Source organism: Candidatus Spongiihabitans sp., from assembly GCF_965247905.1.
In the GTDB taxonomy this organism is placed as follows: Bacteria; Pseudomonadota; Gammaproteobacteria; order Arenicellales; family Poriferihabitantaceae; genus Spongiihabitans.
The window spans coordinates 387,585-401,409 of sequence record NZ_OZ252047.1; the positions used below are offsets into that span (position 1 = coordinate 387,585).

Consider the following 13,825-nt stretch of genomic DNA (forward strand, 5'->3'; position numbering starts at 1 on the left):
GTATCCAATCATATGACCGCAGTCCCGCAATCTGCAATGGCTTTGCGAGGCTGAAGCCTCACTTCCGGCCGCTGCGCGCGCTCGGACCACGCAGCGCATCGGTTCTAGGGTAGAATTGCGCCATGCACACCTGGATATACAAAGGCCTGCGCAAGGAAAATGCCTACCTTTACATTACCGCCAAAGACAATTTTGAGCGTGTCCCGGAATCTCTGTTAAGGTTGCTGGGCAAACTCGACTTTGTGCTGGATATAAAGCTCACTAAAGCGCGTCGCCTGGCGCAGGCTAAGGTCGATGAAGTCATGCGTCAACTCGAAATCGAGGGTTATTATTTACAATTGCCGCCGGGAGATCATGAACCAGAAAGAATACCCGAAACAATATGATCACAAAGGTTTTATTCACGCTGACGGTGATTATCGTGGTGGTACTGGTTTTTCGCCACAGACATGACCAGAGACGCGGCAACAAAGCGCCTCAATCGACTCGGAACACGCCCAAGAAAACCAGTGAGCAGCCGCACCGGCAAGCCCAGCGAAAAACCAGCCAACCAGGATCATTGTCCACGCGCACTGTGGCTTATTGTATTTTGGCGGTATTGATGGCCATATCCATCACCGTTTTTATCCTCAGCTATCAGTCCGATAACAAGATAATCGATATTCGGGTGATTGCCGAAGACGGCATGAGCACGCTCTATCAAGCCAAACAGAAGTCCATCAAAGGCAGGCATTTCGTTACCCTGGACGGCAGACAGGTTACTTTGGGCGCAAGTGATCGTATTGAGATGGCACCGTGATTCCCGGCATGATTCCCCGTATGATTCCCCGGCACCCGCCGCTGACTATCGTGATGGTAACGATATCCGTCATGGTTTATTTGCTGATGAACGTGCTCAACCAACACACCATCGCCGCGCCGTTGCTCATTTCCGAATACCTCAGACCGATGCTGCCTGAAATCTTCGGCGGCCAATGGTGGCGTCTGGTCACGCCGATGTTTTTGCACTTCGGCGTTTTTCATATCGTCTTCAACATGCTGTGGACCTGGGAGCTCGGCCGGCTGATTGAATGGCGCCAAGGCATGGGCAGCTTGGGCGCGCTGACATTGGCGCTCAGCGCGGTCTCTAACTTGGCGCAGTATTTTGTCTCGGGACCCTTGTTTGGCGGCATGTCCGGGGTTATTTACGGTTATTTTGGCTATGTCTGGATACAAAGCCTGACCAACCCGGGGTTCGGCATACGGCTAAACCCGGTGATTATTAAATTGATGTTGGGCTGGTTTTTAATTTGCTGGTCGGGAATACTCGAACAACTATTTGGACTAAGTGTGGCAAATACCGCCCACACCGCAGGCCTGCTGAGCGGGATGGTCATCGGGTTAATCGTATCCGGCGTGGTGCGGGCCACTGCGAAAACGCATTAATATTGGGGAAATTGAGAAGCAAAGTATTTGATATGTCTGGCGAAAAAAACATTGTTGAAGCGCAGGTTTTTGATGAAGTCCAGGGCCGCTATAACGGGCCGCAACTGGAACAGCGCATACTCAAGTTTTGGGAGGAGCATGCTATTTTTGAAAAATCCCTTGCCCAAAGCGCGTGCAAGCCGCGGTTCAGTTTCAACGAAGGCCCGCCCACGGCAAACGGCAAGCCGGGAATCCATCATGTGCTGGCGCGCGCGTTCAAGGACATTTATCCCAGATACAAAACCATGCGCGGCTACTATGCGCCGCGCAAGGGCGGCTGGGATACCCACGGCTTGCCGGTGGAGCATGAAATAGAAAAGCAACTGGGCATCTTTGACAAGAAGGAAATCGAAAGCCAAGTTGGCGTCGCCGAGTTCAACCGCCGCTGCCGCGAATCGGTGATGACCTACATCGGCGAATGGGAGCGGATGACCCGGCGCATGGGTTATTGGGTGAACCTTGACCAGGCTTACTATACGCTGGACAACGACTATATCGAGTCAACCTGGAATTTGTTAAAGCGAATTTGGGACAAGGGTTTGATCTACAAAGGCTACAAAGTAGTGCCGTATGATCCGCGCATTGGCGCCACGCTGTCATCCCACGAAGTGGCGCAAGGCTACCGGGAAGTTGAGGATCCTTCGATTACGGTGCGCTTTCGGCTTGCCGGCGAGGACAACACTTCGCTGCTGGTGTGGACCACCACGCCGTGGACCTTGCCGTCCAACTTGCTGCTGGCGGTGGGCGCGGATATCGACTACGCGCGCGTGGCCTGCGGCGACGAGATTTTGATTATGGCGCGGGCGCGGGTCGAGGCCACCCTCGCCGATGCGCCGCATGAAATCATCGACACGGTCAAAGGCTCGGCGCTGGTCGGCCGGCGCTATCAACGCCTGTTTGATTACTTGACGGTGGAATCGGGCGACTGCTTCCGCGTGGTTGCCGCCGATTTCGTCAGCACCGAAGACGGCACCGGCATCGTTCACACGGCGCCGGCCTACGGCGTCGATGACCTGGACCTGGCTAAGCGCGAAGGCTTGCCGGTGCTCCATGGCGTCGGCCTGGACGGCTGCTTTGTGGCCGAAGTCACGCCACTGGCCGGCAAGTTCTTCAAGGATGCCGATCCGATTATCATCGAGATGCTGAGCGAACGCGGCTTGATGTTTCGCGCTGAAAAAATGGTGCACAACTACCCATTCGGCTGGCGCACCGGCGACCCGCTAATCTACTACGCCAAGGAAGCCTGGTATATCAAGACCACCGCCATCAAGGACCGAATGGTTGCCCTTAACAAAACCATAAACTGGGTTCCCGAAACGATTCGCGATGGGCGGTTTGGAAATTGGCTGGAAAATAATGTCGATTGGGCGCTGTCGCGCGAGCGTTTTTGGGGCACGCCGTTGCCGCTGTGGAGCGACGGAGAAGGCGATTTTATTTGCGTCGGGTCGGTGCAGGAATTAGAGACGCTGACCGGCCAATCGTTGACCGATCTGGACTTGCATCGCCCGCAAATCGATCAAATCAAATTTACCAAAGCGGGGCGCGAGTACCGCCGGGTGCCGGAAGTGATCGATTGCTGGTTTGATTCCGGCGCCATGACCTACGCGCAGTGGCATTACCCATTCGAGAATCAGGACCTGTTCGAGAAGCATTTCCCGGCCGATTATATTTGCGAGGCGATCGACCAAACGCGCGGATGGTTTTATACGCTACACGCCATTGCCGCCTTGGTTGACGACAGCGTGGCCTACAAAAACTGTGTTTGCCTGAGTCACATCGTTGATGAACACGGCAAAAAAATGTCCAAGTCGCAAGGCAACATCGTCAACCCCTACGACGTGTTCGACACCATCGGCGCGGACGCGCTGCGTTGGTTGTTCCTGGCGCGCACCGCGCCGGATGCCCAAAAACGAATCTCAATAGATATTGTCAGGGAAGTCGCCGCCACCTTCGTCAACACCCTTTGGAACACCTACTCGTTTTTCGTGCTGTATGCCCGGCTGGATTCGGTTGACCTGAAAAGAGAGGTTGCCTGCGATTCCCGACCGGAAATCGATCAATGGATTTTAGCCCTTGCACATCAAACCATAAAAACCGCAACCGATGCGCTGGACAACTACGATGCTTTTGCTGCCGGGCAGGCTATCGAGAAACTGATAGACCAGCTTAGCAACTGGTATGTGCGAAGAAATCGCCGGCGATTCTGGAAGAGTGATGACGGCGATGACAAACAATCGGCTTACCTGACCTTGTACGAGTGCCTGGATATAGCGCAGCGTATCGTCGCGCCCTTTATGCCTTTCTTGAGCGAGGCCATGTATCAAAATCTATCAAAGTGCGACGAGCGGGCAAAACCAAGCGTGCACTTGGCACCATGGCCAGAATTTGATCCGGCCCGCCTTAACGATAAATTGGTGTTCGAAATGGATGTGGTGCAAACCATTGTTGGATTGGGGCGTTCGGCCCGCGAACAAAGCCGGGTCAGAGTGCGTCAGCCGTTGTCTCGCATCCTGGTATGCGTTGCCGATGCGAAGTGCCCGCAGGGTAAAGCGACGCAGGCCGCCGCGCGCAAGCATAGTCGCCAAATCCGTGAAGAGTTGAATGTCAAGACCGTGCAGTTCATTGAATCCGACGCCGAATTGGTCAGCTTCACAGTCGCTCCAAACTTCCCCAGATTGGGCCGGCGCTACGGAAAACTCATGCCCGCCATCAAAGCCGCGCTGGCAAGCGCAGACAGTGCCGTCATTGTTAGGCGGGTGCAGCAGCAGCGGAATTTTGAACTTGAAATTGATGGGCGGCGCATGGAATTTGAGCCTGAAGATATCCAAGTGCAAACCGCATCGGCTGCAGGCTATGCCTCGAGCAGCGCCGACGGTTGTCTGGTTGCTTTGGATACGTCGCTTGACCATGCCTTGATTATCGAAGGCCTGGCCCGGGAGCTGGTGCGCACTGTGCAAGACGCGCGCAAATCCGCCGGGCTGGAAATCTCGGACCGCATTGCGCTTGACATCATCGGCACCGACCAAGTCCTCGAAGCGTTGCAACAGCACCGTGATTATATAATGACAGAAACCCTTGCACTGGAGTTGCGCAGCGCCCGAGAAAAAAGCGATGACGAAAAAATCACTTCCGCGGTGGACGGCAAGCTCGACCACGGGTTTCGGGTAAACCGCTCCCTCGGAGACGATAGTTGGCAAATCGTATTGGCCAGACAGTAATTAATGACCACCAGAATCCAGTCCGCCTGAGTTAAAATCACTCGGATGAAAATACTCATTACCGGCGGAGCAGGATTTATCGGCGCGGCGCTGGGCGGCTGGCTGCTTGATCGCGGAGACACGGTTGTTGCGATCGATAATATGAGCGACTATTACGACGTCAGTCTGAAACAGGCGCGTCTGAATAATTTACAGTTAAACAACAATTTTTCATTTTTGCAAGCGGATATTGCTGACCGTGCTGCGATGCATGATTTATTTGCGGCGCACCAGTTTGACGCGGTCGCTAACCTGGCCGCCCAGGCCGGTGTGAGTTACTCCATAGAGAATCCGGCGGCCTATATCGACTCGAATCTGGTTGGTTTTGCCAACATACTGGAAGGATGTCGGCAGGGCCAGGCCGGGCATCTGGTGTATGCCTCCAGCAGCTCGGTTTACGGCAGCAACGCCAAACTGCCGTTTAACGAAAACCACCCGGTCGACCATCCTGTATCCCTGTACGGCGCGACCAAAAAAGCCAATGAATTAATGGCGCATAGTTACGCGCATTTATACGATTTGCCTTGCACTGGACTGCGGTTTTTTACCGTTTACGGTCCCTGGGGACGGCCTGACATGGCGTTTTTCAAGTTCACGCGACTGATGCTGAACGGCGAAAAAATACCGATATTCAATAACGGAAATCTGACCCGAGACTTCACCTACATCGACGATGTGGTCGAAGGTATCGTGCGCGTGATCGACGCGCCGGCCAGCGCGGACCCTGACTTCGACCGCTCCAACCCAACCCCGGAAAGCAGCGCGGCGCGCCACCGAATCTTTAACCTCGGCAACGGCAGCCAGGTTAATTTAATGGATTATATTCACGCCCTTGAACAGGCCTTAGGGATCAAGGCGCAATACCAAATGCTGCCGATGCAGCCTGAAGATGTGCTGGCGACCAACGCCGATATGAGCCGATTTAGCGCGCATTTTAAGTTCAAGCCGACAACAGGTATCGTTGCGGGCTTGGGTAAATTTGCCGCGTGGTATAAAGATTATTATAAGACCAAAGATTGAACAATACGACTTGAACAACACTCAGGCAAGGCTGATCAAAAAACTCAATGACGCCGAGGCGACCATCGGCGTCATTGGGCTCGGCTATGTGGGTCTCCCGCTATCGTTGCGATTTAGCACCGTCGGATACCAGGTCATCGGATTTGACATTGATGCCGACAAAGTCGCAAAACTAAACGCCGGCAAAAGTTATATCGAGCGCATCAAAGACACGCACATCGCGCAAGCGGTCGCGGCCGGCTTCACCGCCACCGATGACTACGCGATGAGCGCGCGCGCCGAGGCATTAATTATCTGCGTGCCAACGCCGCTCACCAAGCAGCGTGCGCCGGACTTGAGTTTTGTCATTGACGCCGTAGACGCCATCGCGCCGCACTTGCACGCCGGACAAGTGGTGTCGCTGGAGAGCACCACCTATCCGGGCACCACCGAAGAGGAGCTTTACCCGCGCATTAGCGCCACCGGCTTGACCGTGGGCGAACAAATATTTCTGGTTTACTCGCCTGAAAGAGAAGATCCCGGCAACCTTGATTTTGACGCCCGTAAAATCCCGAAAATTTGCGGCGGCTATACCGACCGATGTCTGCAGGTGGGATTAGCCCTGTACCGGAAGACGATTGATGTGGTTGTGCCGGTCAGCTCGGTCAAGGTCGCCGAAATGGCAAAGCTGCTTGAAAACATTTATCGGGCGGTGAACATTGGCATGGTCAACGAAATGAAAATGGTGGCTGATCGCATGGGCATTAACATTCACGAAGTCATCGAGGCCGCGAAAACCAAGCCTTTTGGCTTCACGCCGTTCTATCCGGGCCCCGGGCTCGGTGGTCATTGCATTCCCATCGACCCGTTTTATTTAAGCTGGAAAGCGAAAAAACACGGGGTCGATACCCGCTTCATTGAACTGGCCGGGGAGGTTAATACTGCGATGCCAAATTGGGTGGTTGAAAAACTCTCACAGGGCCTTGAACGTTTCGATAAAACTTTGGCTGGCGCTAAAGTTCTAATCCTGGGCATAGCGTACAAGAAGAACATTGATGATATGCGCGAGTCACCGGCGGTTGCGATTATGGCGTTGCTGGAAAATGCCGGTGCGGAAATCGCCTATTGCGACCCCTATGTGCCGGTTTTTCCACGCCTGCGCAATCATTATTTTGATTTAGCGAGCGTACCAATAACGCAACAGAATCTTGAGCAATTTGATGCGATATTGATAGCCACAGATCATGATTGTTTTGATTACCAGATGATCCAAAATCATGCCAGGCTAATTGTCGATACCCGTGGCAGATACGCGAAGTTCCAGACCGACACTATCATTCATGCCTAATCGGAACAGCGGATAAGAATACCGGTCAAGAAATTCGGGTCACAGCGCCGAGATTTTCTCGGTCTGCTCAACAATTCCGGATAGTCTTGCCTCAAGATCGGCCAACTTCTTCTTTTCATTCTCCACCACTGCCTCCGGCGCTTTGGAAACAAACCCTTGATTGGCTAACTTTTTAGCCGTTTTGTCGAGTTCATCCCGGGTCTTGCTCGCCAATTTGTTCAGTCGATCCAGCTCGGCATCCTGGTCGATTAGTCCGGCAATCGGGATCAATAGTTTCATATTGTCGACCATGGCGATGGAAGATTCCGGCGGCTCATCGCCATCGCCCAGGATGCCGATGGATGCGGTTTTGCCGACCGCTTCAATGCTGGATACGTTGCGCTTCAGCCGTTCGAGATCGGCGGGCGACGCATGCGCGAGCAACACCGGCACGAGTTTGCCCGACGCGATATTCAGTTCGCCCTTGATGTTTCTGATGGCGAGGATAACCTGCATGACCCATTCCATTTCCTGTTCCGCCTGCGGGTCAATCTTGTCGGCATCAAACTGCGGATACGGCTGGGTCATGATGGTCGCGCCGCGCTTGCCCGCCAGCGGCGCGATGGCCTGCCAAATTTCCTCGGTGATGAACGGCATGATCGGATGGATAAGGCGCAGCATGGCTTCCAACACCCTCACCAAAGTTCGCCGCGCCGCGACTTGCGCCGCGTCATCGTCATCGTTATTGCCATGGACGGCCTGTATGTCGCGGGCGCTGGATGCGCAGGAGCGACCATCGCCATCGCCATCATTAAGCACCGGCTTGCATAGCTCCAAATACCAATCGCAATACTTGTTCCAGACCAAGTCGTAAATTTCCTGCGCCGCCAAATCGAAGCGATATTTATTGATCGCCTGGTCTATTTTTAACTCGCTGCGCTGCAGTTGCGACACCATCCATTTATCCGCGCTGGAAAGCGCAACCTCAGTGGACCCCAATCCAATTGAATCCTGTCCGCAGTCCTTGCCTGCGGCGTTCAGCAACACAAAGCGCGCGGCATTCCAGATTTTGTTGCAGAAGTTGCGATATCCTTCAATGCGCCGCAAATCAAAATTAATGTCGCGGCCGGTTGACGCCAGCGCGGCAAAAGTGAAACGCAAGGCATCGGCGCCAAAACCGGGGATGCCGTCGGGATAATCGGTGCGGGTTTGTTTGGCGATGCTTGAAGTTAGGTGCGGCTGCATCATGCCTTTGACGCGCTTGTCGACCAGCGCATCCCGTTCAATGCCGTCGATCAAGTCAATCGGATCCAGCACATTGCCTTTTGACTTGGACATCTTTTGGCCATGCGCGTCACGAATCAAGCCATGAATATAAACCTGCCGGAATGGCGCTTGCCCGATAAACTTGGTGCCCATCATAATCATCCTGGCGACCCAGAAAAATATAATATCAAACCCGGTCACCAAAACACTGGTAGGATAAAAGGTATTCAGCCGCTCGGTTTTTTGCGGCCAGCCCAGCGTGGAAAACGGCCACAACGCGGAGCTGAACCAGGTATCGAGCACATCGTCGTCCTGGCGCAGTTTGCGATTGTTCGGCAACGCATATTTTTTGCGCACGGCGGCTTCGTCCTTGCCGACATAAATATTGCTTTGCTCGTCATACCAGGCCGGAATGCGGTGTCCCCACCAAATCTGCCGCGAGATGCACCAGTCTTCGATATTCTCCAGCCATTGAAAATAGGTCTTGCGCCAATTGGCCGGCACAAATTCGATAGTGCCGTCGCGCACCGCCGCGATCGCCGGGTCGGTGATTTTCGCTTTGCCGCCGGGACGGCCATCTTCAAGTTTATCGCGGGTCAGATCGACATACCATTGGTCGGTCAAATACGGCTCGATGACCGCGCCGCTGCGGTCGCCTCGCGGAATCATCAGCGCATGATCGTCAATGCGCTCCAACCATCCTTGCGCTTGCAAATCAGCGACGATCTTGGCGCGCGCTGCAAACCGATCCAGTCCGATATACGCCTTAGGAATCAGTTCCCCTTCATCAATATCTCCATCATTCACATTGCCCCTGATGGCGGCGTCATCGGTGAACACGTTGATCAAGCCGCCGTGAATCTGCTCGGTCATTGCCTGCTTGTGGCGATGACGCAGCCACACCTGATAATCGTTGTGGTCGTGCGCCGGGGTGATCTTCACGCAACCGGAGCCAAACTCAGGGTCGACATACTCGTCCGCGATGATGGGCAGTTTGCGCTTAGTCAGCGGCAACGCGACCAACTTGCCGACCAAGTGCGTGAATCGAGAATCATCGGGATGCACCGCCACCGCGCTGTCGCCCAACATCGTCTCCGGCCGTGTGGTGGCGACCGTGAGATAGCCTTCGCCATCATCAAGCGGGTAACGCAAATGCCACAGACTGCCTTGCTCCTGCTGCGATAAAACCTCAAGGTCGGACAGTGCGGTATGCAAAACCGGATCCCAGTTCACCAGCCGCTTGCCGCGATAAATAATGCCCTCGTCAAACAACTCGACAAACACTTGCACGACCGCTTCGCTTAACCCTTCATCCATAGTGAACCTTTCGTTTTCCCAATCGCAAGATGCGCCCATGCGCCGCAGTTGCTGCGCGATGGTGCCGCCGGATTCGGATTTCCATTGCCACACTTTTTCGATGAACTTCTCGCGACCGTAATCGTGGCGGGTTTTGCCCTGCGCATTGATCAACCGCTCCACCACCATCTGCGTGGCGATGCCGGCATGATCCATGCCCGGCTGCCACAAAGTGCGGCAGCCCTTCATCCGATGATATCGGATTAAAGCATCCATGATGGTGTCCTGAAACGCATGACCCATATGCAAACTACCCGTAACATTCGGCGGCGGTATCATGATGCAGTAAGGCGGCTTGTGCGGGTCGGGCGGACCCGGGGAGAAGCGCCCCTGCTGCTCCCAGTGGCGATACCAGCGCGATTCGATATCGCCTGGGTTATAGGGTTTGTCCATGGTCATTACGAAAAATGCCATCGCAAACATGTAGTTTTTTAAGCCGCATCTTTTTACGCGTTAATAAATTTGCACTTGGGCTTTGCGGCTTTCTTCTCGGCACGGCTAAATAATCCCTTGCCTTTCCAACTTGGCTCGCAACTCCACGTTCCCTTTCAATCGGTTGCATCTGCCGCACAGCAACTGCAAGTTTTCAAGATAATTCCCGCCGCTGATCTCCCCAACTTTGAGTGGTTTAGGGTAGCCCAAAGTCTGCCTAGTGTCCGATAATTGTCGCCGATTCCTCGTAGAGGGTAGGTAAGGAGTTTTTGTGCATACGAAATTTTGTGCCATGATTATGTCCAGTGCGGGCATCAAAATCCACAAGCATTTGTGCCCGTTCAAGGGTTTGTAAAAAACCTTCCCACTTGAATTTTTTCAACATTATGACTTTGGAATATTTATAAAATTCCGTGCCGTCTTCTTTTTTAACTTCGGCTTGTACATAAATGCTATTCGGTAATTTAGTTCCCGCCCTATGTTGTAAATCATCAAAGCCCCAATAAGGTTGCGGCTCTAACTCCCCGAGTCCAGACTTATCTTTCACTCCACCAAGCCATTCCTCATGATGGCTAGCCACGGCGGAGGCATCAAACGATATAAGTACCCGACTTGTTGTCCGATCAATTTTTACCACAAATCCTCGGTTGCTTCTTGAGAGAGCATGAATGGTTTGCCGAAAACTCATTTCACCCTCTGGGTATTTATTGCCAGCTTCCGTGTGTTGCCAGCCATATTGCGGCAAAAGTATCATTGGTACAAATTTTATGGCGCGAGGGGACGGTTCCATATGAAGCAAGGTCGTGAGTGCTAAAGTGCCTAATCGTTGCGTCTTGAGTTCCCACTCCGCCGCATTGGGCATTGGCAGATTGTTTTCTTCTATTCCAAGCAGGTCTTCCAAAGTATTGCCGACCGCGCCATCGTTGCCGGGGCGAGCATTAGGAATCCAACCCATTGCCGCAATCTTTTTAAGCTCTTCTATTAAAGATTGTTTTGTATAAATTTTTGTCACTGTTCTTAAAACAAAACCGACTGAATAATATTCTGTTCTATGCGTTCTCGTGCCATCTTACAGTACTCAGGTGATATATCAATCCCGATGTAGTCCACTTCGGCATTGATTGCCGAAAGAGCCGTGGTGCCGGAACCCATGAAAGGATCAAGTATGCTTTTTGCGGATGTGGATGAAACAATCCTGTCAATCAAAGCGATAGGGAAAGGTGCGGGATGTTCGTTTTTCATCTCCTGCGTAAACTCCCACACATCACCATATTTGTTTGATTGTTCTGAAAGTTTAAACTTGGATTTGGCAATAAGGTAAATGACTTCATAGGTTGGCAAAAAATAACCGGGATTAAAATTGAATCCGCCTTTTCTTCGCCAAATAATAATTTGGCGAACCGGAAATTCGTCGACTATGTCGTGTCGGTCTTGGAGCAGACCTTTTTGAACCCGCCATTTGTGATTATAAAAAATCGCTCCATCTTCCGGTATGATACGCATCATTTCTTGCAGACAAGATTTTTGCCAATCAACATATTTATCATGGGGCATACAATCATCGTGATGCGAATAACCATTTTGCAATGCGGCGTTGGCCCACTTGCCACAACTACTGCCTTTCATGCCATTGCCGGTGGAATTTTTTAAATTATAAGGAGGTGATGTGACTACCAAATCAATTGACCTATCGGGAATCTCTCTCATGACTTCAAGAGAGTCTCCGCAAACAATCTTATTTTTAAAATCCCTTGGGAACTCCCTGTTCCTGCCAGTGCCCGAATTCCCCGCTTTTTTTTTGTCTTGTTTAATTTTCATTCTCGTTTAGTTCCAATAAGTGGAAGATTCTTTGCCAAGTTCCTCTGGGTTGGTGACTTCAGCCAGCGAAGATATGGAGGTTTAGCTGCGGTTATCACATACGGTGCATTTTTTGTATCGCCACACTGCACGGTTTGCTGGGCAATTAGTAACAGGCCGTCCTTTGTGATGTAGGTAATTCTCACACCTTTTTGCTTGTTCATTTTATTACCTTACGATAAAACACGATTAATTAAAAGCCCGCTTCTTCGTCCGTTTCTTTTTTTGCCCGCCATTTAAAGCCAGCAATTTTACTCGTCAGTGTTTTTATGCGTATCACTAAAAATCTGCGCAAGTCTTGCGTAAGATTCTTTAGGCAATGTGTGCGCAAGTTTTATCAAAAGATTATCTCCGCTACGAAGCAAGCGTTTTTGAACATTCTCGCCTATTTCTTCCCCCCTTTGCACTTCGTCTTCAGTCAAATCCATTCCCCTGATTATGGCACCCACGCGCATCGCCTCCTGCCCGGTAAAACCAACGATTTTCGCGGATTTGACGAAGTGGTTGTGGCAAGGAGTCTAGCGTTTCCGACATTCGTGCCGATTTGGGACTATTTTTAGAGAGTTTGGCTTGCAAGTGAAAGAGCATCCTTTGCAAGTGGAATAGTTTCCTTTGCATCTCAAACTCGGTTGAACGAGCGAACCTGTAGTCGCGCTTCAGGATTAGAAAAAGGCTTGCAATCCGGTTTGCGCGCGACCGAGAATCAACGCATGGATATCGTGAGTGCCTTCGTAAGTATTCACTGATTCGAGATTGCACATGTGACGTATAACGTGGTATTCATCGGACACGCCATTGCCGCCATGAATATCGCGCGCCTGTCTGGCAATATCCAGCGCTTTACCGCAGTTGTTGCGTTTGATCATGGAAATATTTTCGACCGCACAGGCATCATCGTCCAGCAAACGTCCTACTCGCAAACAGGCCTGTAAGCCTAGTGTAATTTCGGTTTGCATATCCACCAGCTTTTTCTGGATCAGTTGGTTTTGCGCCAGCGGTCGTCCAAACTGGGTGCGCGCCAGCGCGTAGTTGCGGGCAGCGTGCCAGCAAAATTCAGCTGCGCCCAAGACCCCCCAGGCGATGCCATAGCGCGCCTTGTTCAAACATCCGAAAGGGCCCTTTAGCCCTTCCACCCCGGGCAAAATATTGTCTTCCGGCACAAACACATCCTGCATCACTATTTCACCGGTGACCGAAGCGCGCAGACTCATCTTGCCTTCAATCTTTGGCGTGCTAAAACCGTCCATATCGCGTTCCAGAATGAAACCGCGGATGACCCCGTCGAGCTTCCCCCAAACTATGGCAAGGTCCGCAATCGGTGAATTGCTGATCCACATTTTGCTGCCGTTCAATTGATAGCCGCCATCAACTTTCCGGGCCCGTGTTTTCATGCTGCCGGGGTCGGAGCCGTGATCGGGCTCGGTCAGGCCGAAACAACCAATTAGTTCGCCAGTGGCTAATCCGGGCAGGTATTTCTGTTTTTGTTGTTCGCTGCCATAAGCGTATATCGGATGCATCACCAAAGAGGATTGCACGCTCATCGCCGAGCGATAACCGCTGTCCACGCGCTCAACTTCCCGGGCGATGAGGCCATAACAAACATGGTTCAGGCCAGCGCCGCCGTATTGCTCCGGCAGTGTGCTGCCTAACATGCCGAGCTCGCCAAACCGCCGCATGATGTTTGGATCAAAATTCTCAAAGCGGTTGGCTTCCACGATGCCGGGCATGAGTGCATGGTCACAAAACTCCCGAACGCTATCGCGCACCATGCGCTCGTCCTCGCGCAGTTGAGAATCAAAATAGAATGGGTCTTGCCACTGAAATCGAGGGGGAAATGGAGGGGGAAACGAGGGAGCAGCCATCATTT

General features: G+C 52.3%; 12 protein-coding genes. 6 read left to right on the forward strand and 6 right to left on the reverse strand.

The features are described from left to right. Positions 1–122 precede the first annotated feature (122 nt). The 6 genes from ACP158_RS02135 to ACP158_RS02160 are packed head-to-tail and all read left to right on the forward strand — an operon-like array spanning position 123 to position 7,068. The gene (locus ACP158_RS02135; protein ID WP_424947347.1) at positions 123–386 is read left to right on the forward strand and encodes a YcgL domain-containing protein; all 264 of its coding nucleotides are present in this window, start codon (positions 123–125) and stop codon (positions 384–386) included. Continuing rightward, on the forward strand, positions 383–799 hold the full coding sequence (locus ACP158_RS02140; protein WP_424947348.1) for a hypothetical protein: 417 nt from the start codon (positions 383–385) through the stop codon (positions 797–799). Before ACP158_RS02135 ends, ACP158_RS02140 begins: the two co-directional genes overlap by 4 nt. Before the next feature lie 8 nt (positions 800–807). Continuing rightward, positions 808–1,425 carry a rhomboid family intramembrane serine protease gene (locus ACP158_RS02145; protein ID WP_424947349.1) on the forward strand — a complete coding sequence of 206 codons (618 nt, stop codon included), beginning with the start codon at positions 808–810 and terminating at the stop codon, positions 1,423–1,425. A 32-nt stretch (positions 1,426–1,457) separates the two neighbouring features. Next, positions 1,458–4,682, forward strand: coding sequence for an isoleucine--tRNA ligase (gene ileS, locus ACP158_RS02150; protein ID WP_424947350.1), 3,225 nt, complete (start codon positions 1,458–1,460; stop codon positions 4,680–4,682). Positions 4,683–4,727: 45 nt separating this feature from the next. Further along, complete coding sequence (locus ACP158_RS02155; protein WP_424947351.1) at positions 4,728–5,741, forward strand: SDR family NAD(P)-dependent oxidoreductase; 1,014 nt, start codon at positions 4,728–4,730, stop codon at positions 5,739–5,741. 10 nt (positions 5,742–5,751) lie between these two features. Then, entirely contained in the window at positions 5,752–7,068 is a 1,317-nt protein-coding gene (locus ACP158_RS02160) for a nucleotide sugar dehydrogenase (RefSeq protein WP_424947352.1), read from the forward strand. Positions 7,069–7,107: 39 nt separating this feature from the next. Here ACP158_RS02160 and ACP158_RS02165 read toward each other — a convergent pair whose 3' ends face one another. The 6 genes from ACP158_RS02165 to ACP158_RS02190 form a co-directional block, all read right to left on the reverse strand. After that, complete coding sequence (locus ACP158_RS02165; RefSeq protein WP_424947353.1) at positions 7,108–10,083, reverse strand: valine--tRNA ligase; 2,976 nt, start codon at positions 10,081–10,083, stop codon at positions 7,108–7,110. A gap of 235 nt (positions 10,084–10,318) precedes the next feature. Next, on the reverse strand, positions 10,319–11,113 hold the full coding sequence (locus tag ACP158_RS02170) for an MvaI/BcnI family restriction endonuclease (RefSeq protein ID WP_424947354.1): 795 nt from the start codon (positions 11,111–11,113) through the stop codon (positions 10,319–10,321). Between the two features lie 5 nt (positions 11,114–11,118). Next, entirely contained in the window at positions 11,119–11,919 is an 801-nt protein-coding gene (locus ACP158_RS02175) for a DNA-methyltransferase (protein WP_424947355.1), read from the reverse strand. Beyond that, positions 11,916–12,122 (reverse strand): hypothetical protein, encoded by a 207-nt coding sequence (locus tag ACP158_RS02180; protein WP_424947356.1) that lies wholly within the window; start codon positions 12,120–12,122, stop codon positions 11,916–11,918. Before ACP158_RS02180 ends, ACP158_RS02175 begins: the two co-directional genes overlap by 4 nt. Positions 12,123–12,209: 87 nt before the next feature. Next, positions 12,210–12,380 (reverse strand): hypothetical protein, encoded by a 171-nt coding sequence (locus ACP158_RS02185; RefSeq protein WP_424947357.1) that lies wholly within the window; start codon positions 12,378–12,380, stop codon positions 12,210–12,212. A 240-nt stretch (positions 12,381–12,620) separates the two neighbouring features. Further along, positions 12,621–13,820 (reverse strand): acyl-CoA dehydrogenase, encoded by a 1,200-nt coding sequence (locus ACP158_RS02190; RefSeq protein ID WP_424948383.1) that lies wholly within the window; start codon positions 13,818–13,820, stop codon positions 12,621–12,623. Positions 13,821–13,825 lie beyond the last annotated feature (5 nt).

Excerpts from the sequence above, each read along its gene's own strand:
- ACP158_RS02135 (WP_424947347.1), top strand. The coding sequence starts at position 123 with ATGCACACCTGGATATACAAAGGCCTGCGCAAGGAAAATGCCTACCTT.
- ACP158_RS02140 (WP_424947348.1), top strand. The coding sequence starts at position 383 with ATGATCACAAAGGTTTTATTCACGCTGACGGTGATTATCGTGGTGGTA.
- ACP158_RS02145 (WP_424947349.1), top strand. The coding sequence starts at position 808 with ATGATTCCCCGTATGATTCCCCGGCACCCGCCGCTGACTATCGTGATG.
- ileS (WP_424947350.1), top strand. The coding sequence starts at position 1,458 with ATGTCTGGCGAAAAAAACATTGTTGAAGCGCAGGTTTTTGATGAAGTC.
- ACP158_RS02155 (WP_424947351.1), top strand. The coding sequence starts at position 4,728 with ATGAAAATACTCATTACCGGCGGAGCAGGATTTATCGGCGCGGCGCTG.
- ACP158_RS02165 (WP_424947353.1), bottom strand. The coding sequence starts at position 10,083 with ATGGCATTTTTCGTAATGACCATGGACAAACCCTATAACCCAGGCGAT.
- ACP158_RS02175 (WP_424947355.1), bottom strand. The coding sequence starts at position 11,919 with ATGAAAATTAAACAAGACAAAAAAAAAGCGGGGAATTCGGGCACTGGC.
- ACP158_RS02180 (WP_424947356.1), bottom strand. The coding sequence starts at position 12,122 with ATGAACAAGCAAAAAGGTGTGAGAATTACCTACATCACAAAGGACGGC.
- ACP158_RS02190 (WP_424948383.1), bottom strand. The coding sequence starts at position 13,820 with ATGGCTGCTCCCTCGTTTCCCCCTCCATTTCCCCCTCGATTTCAGTGG.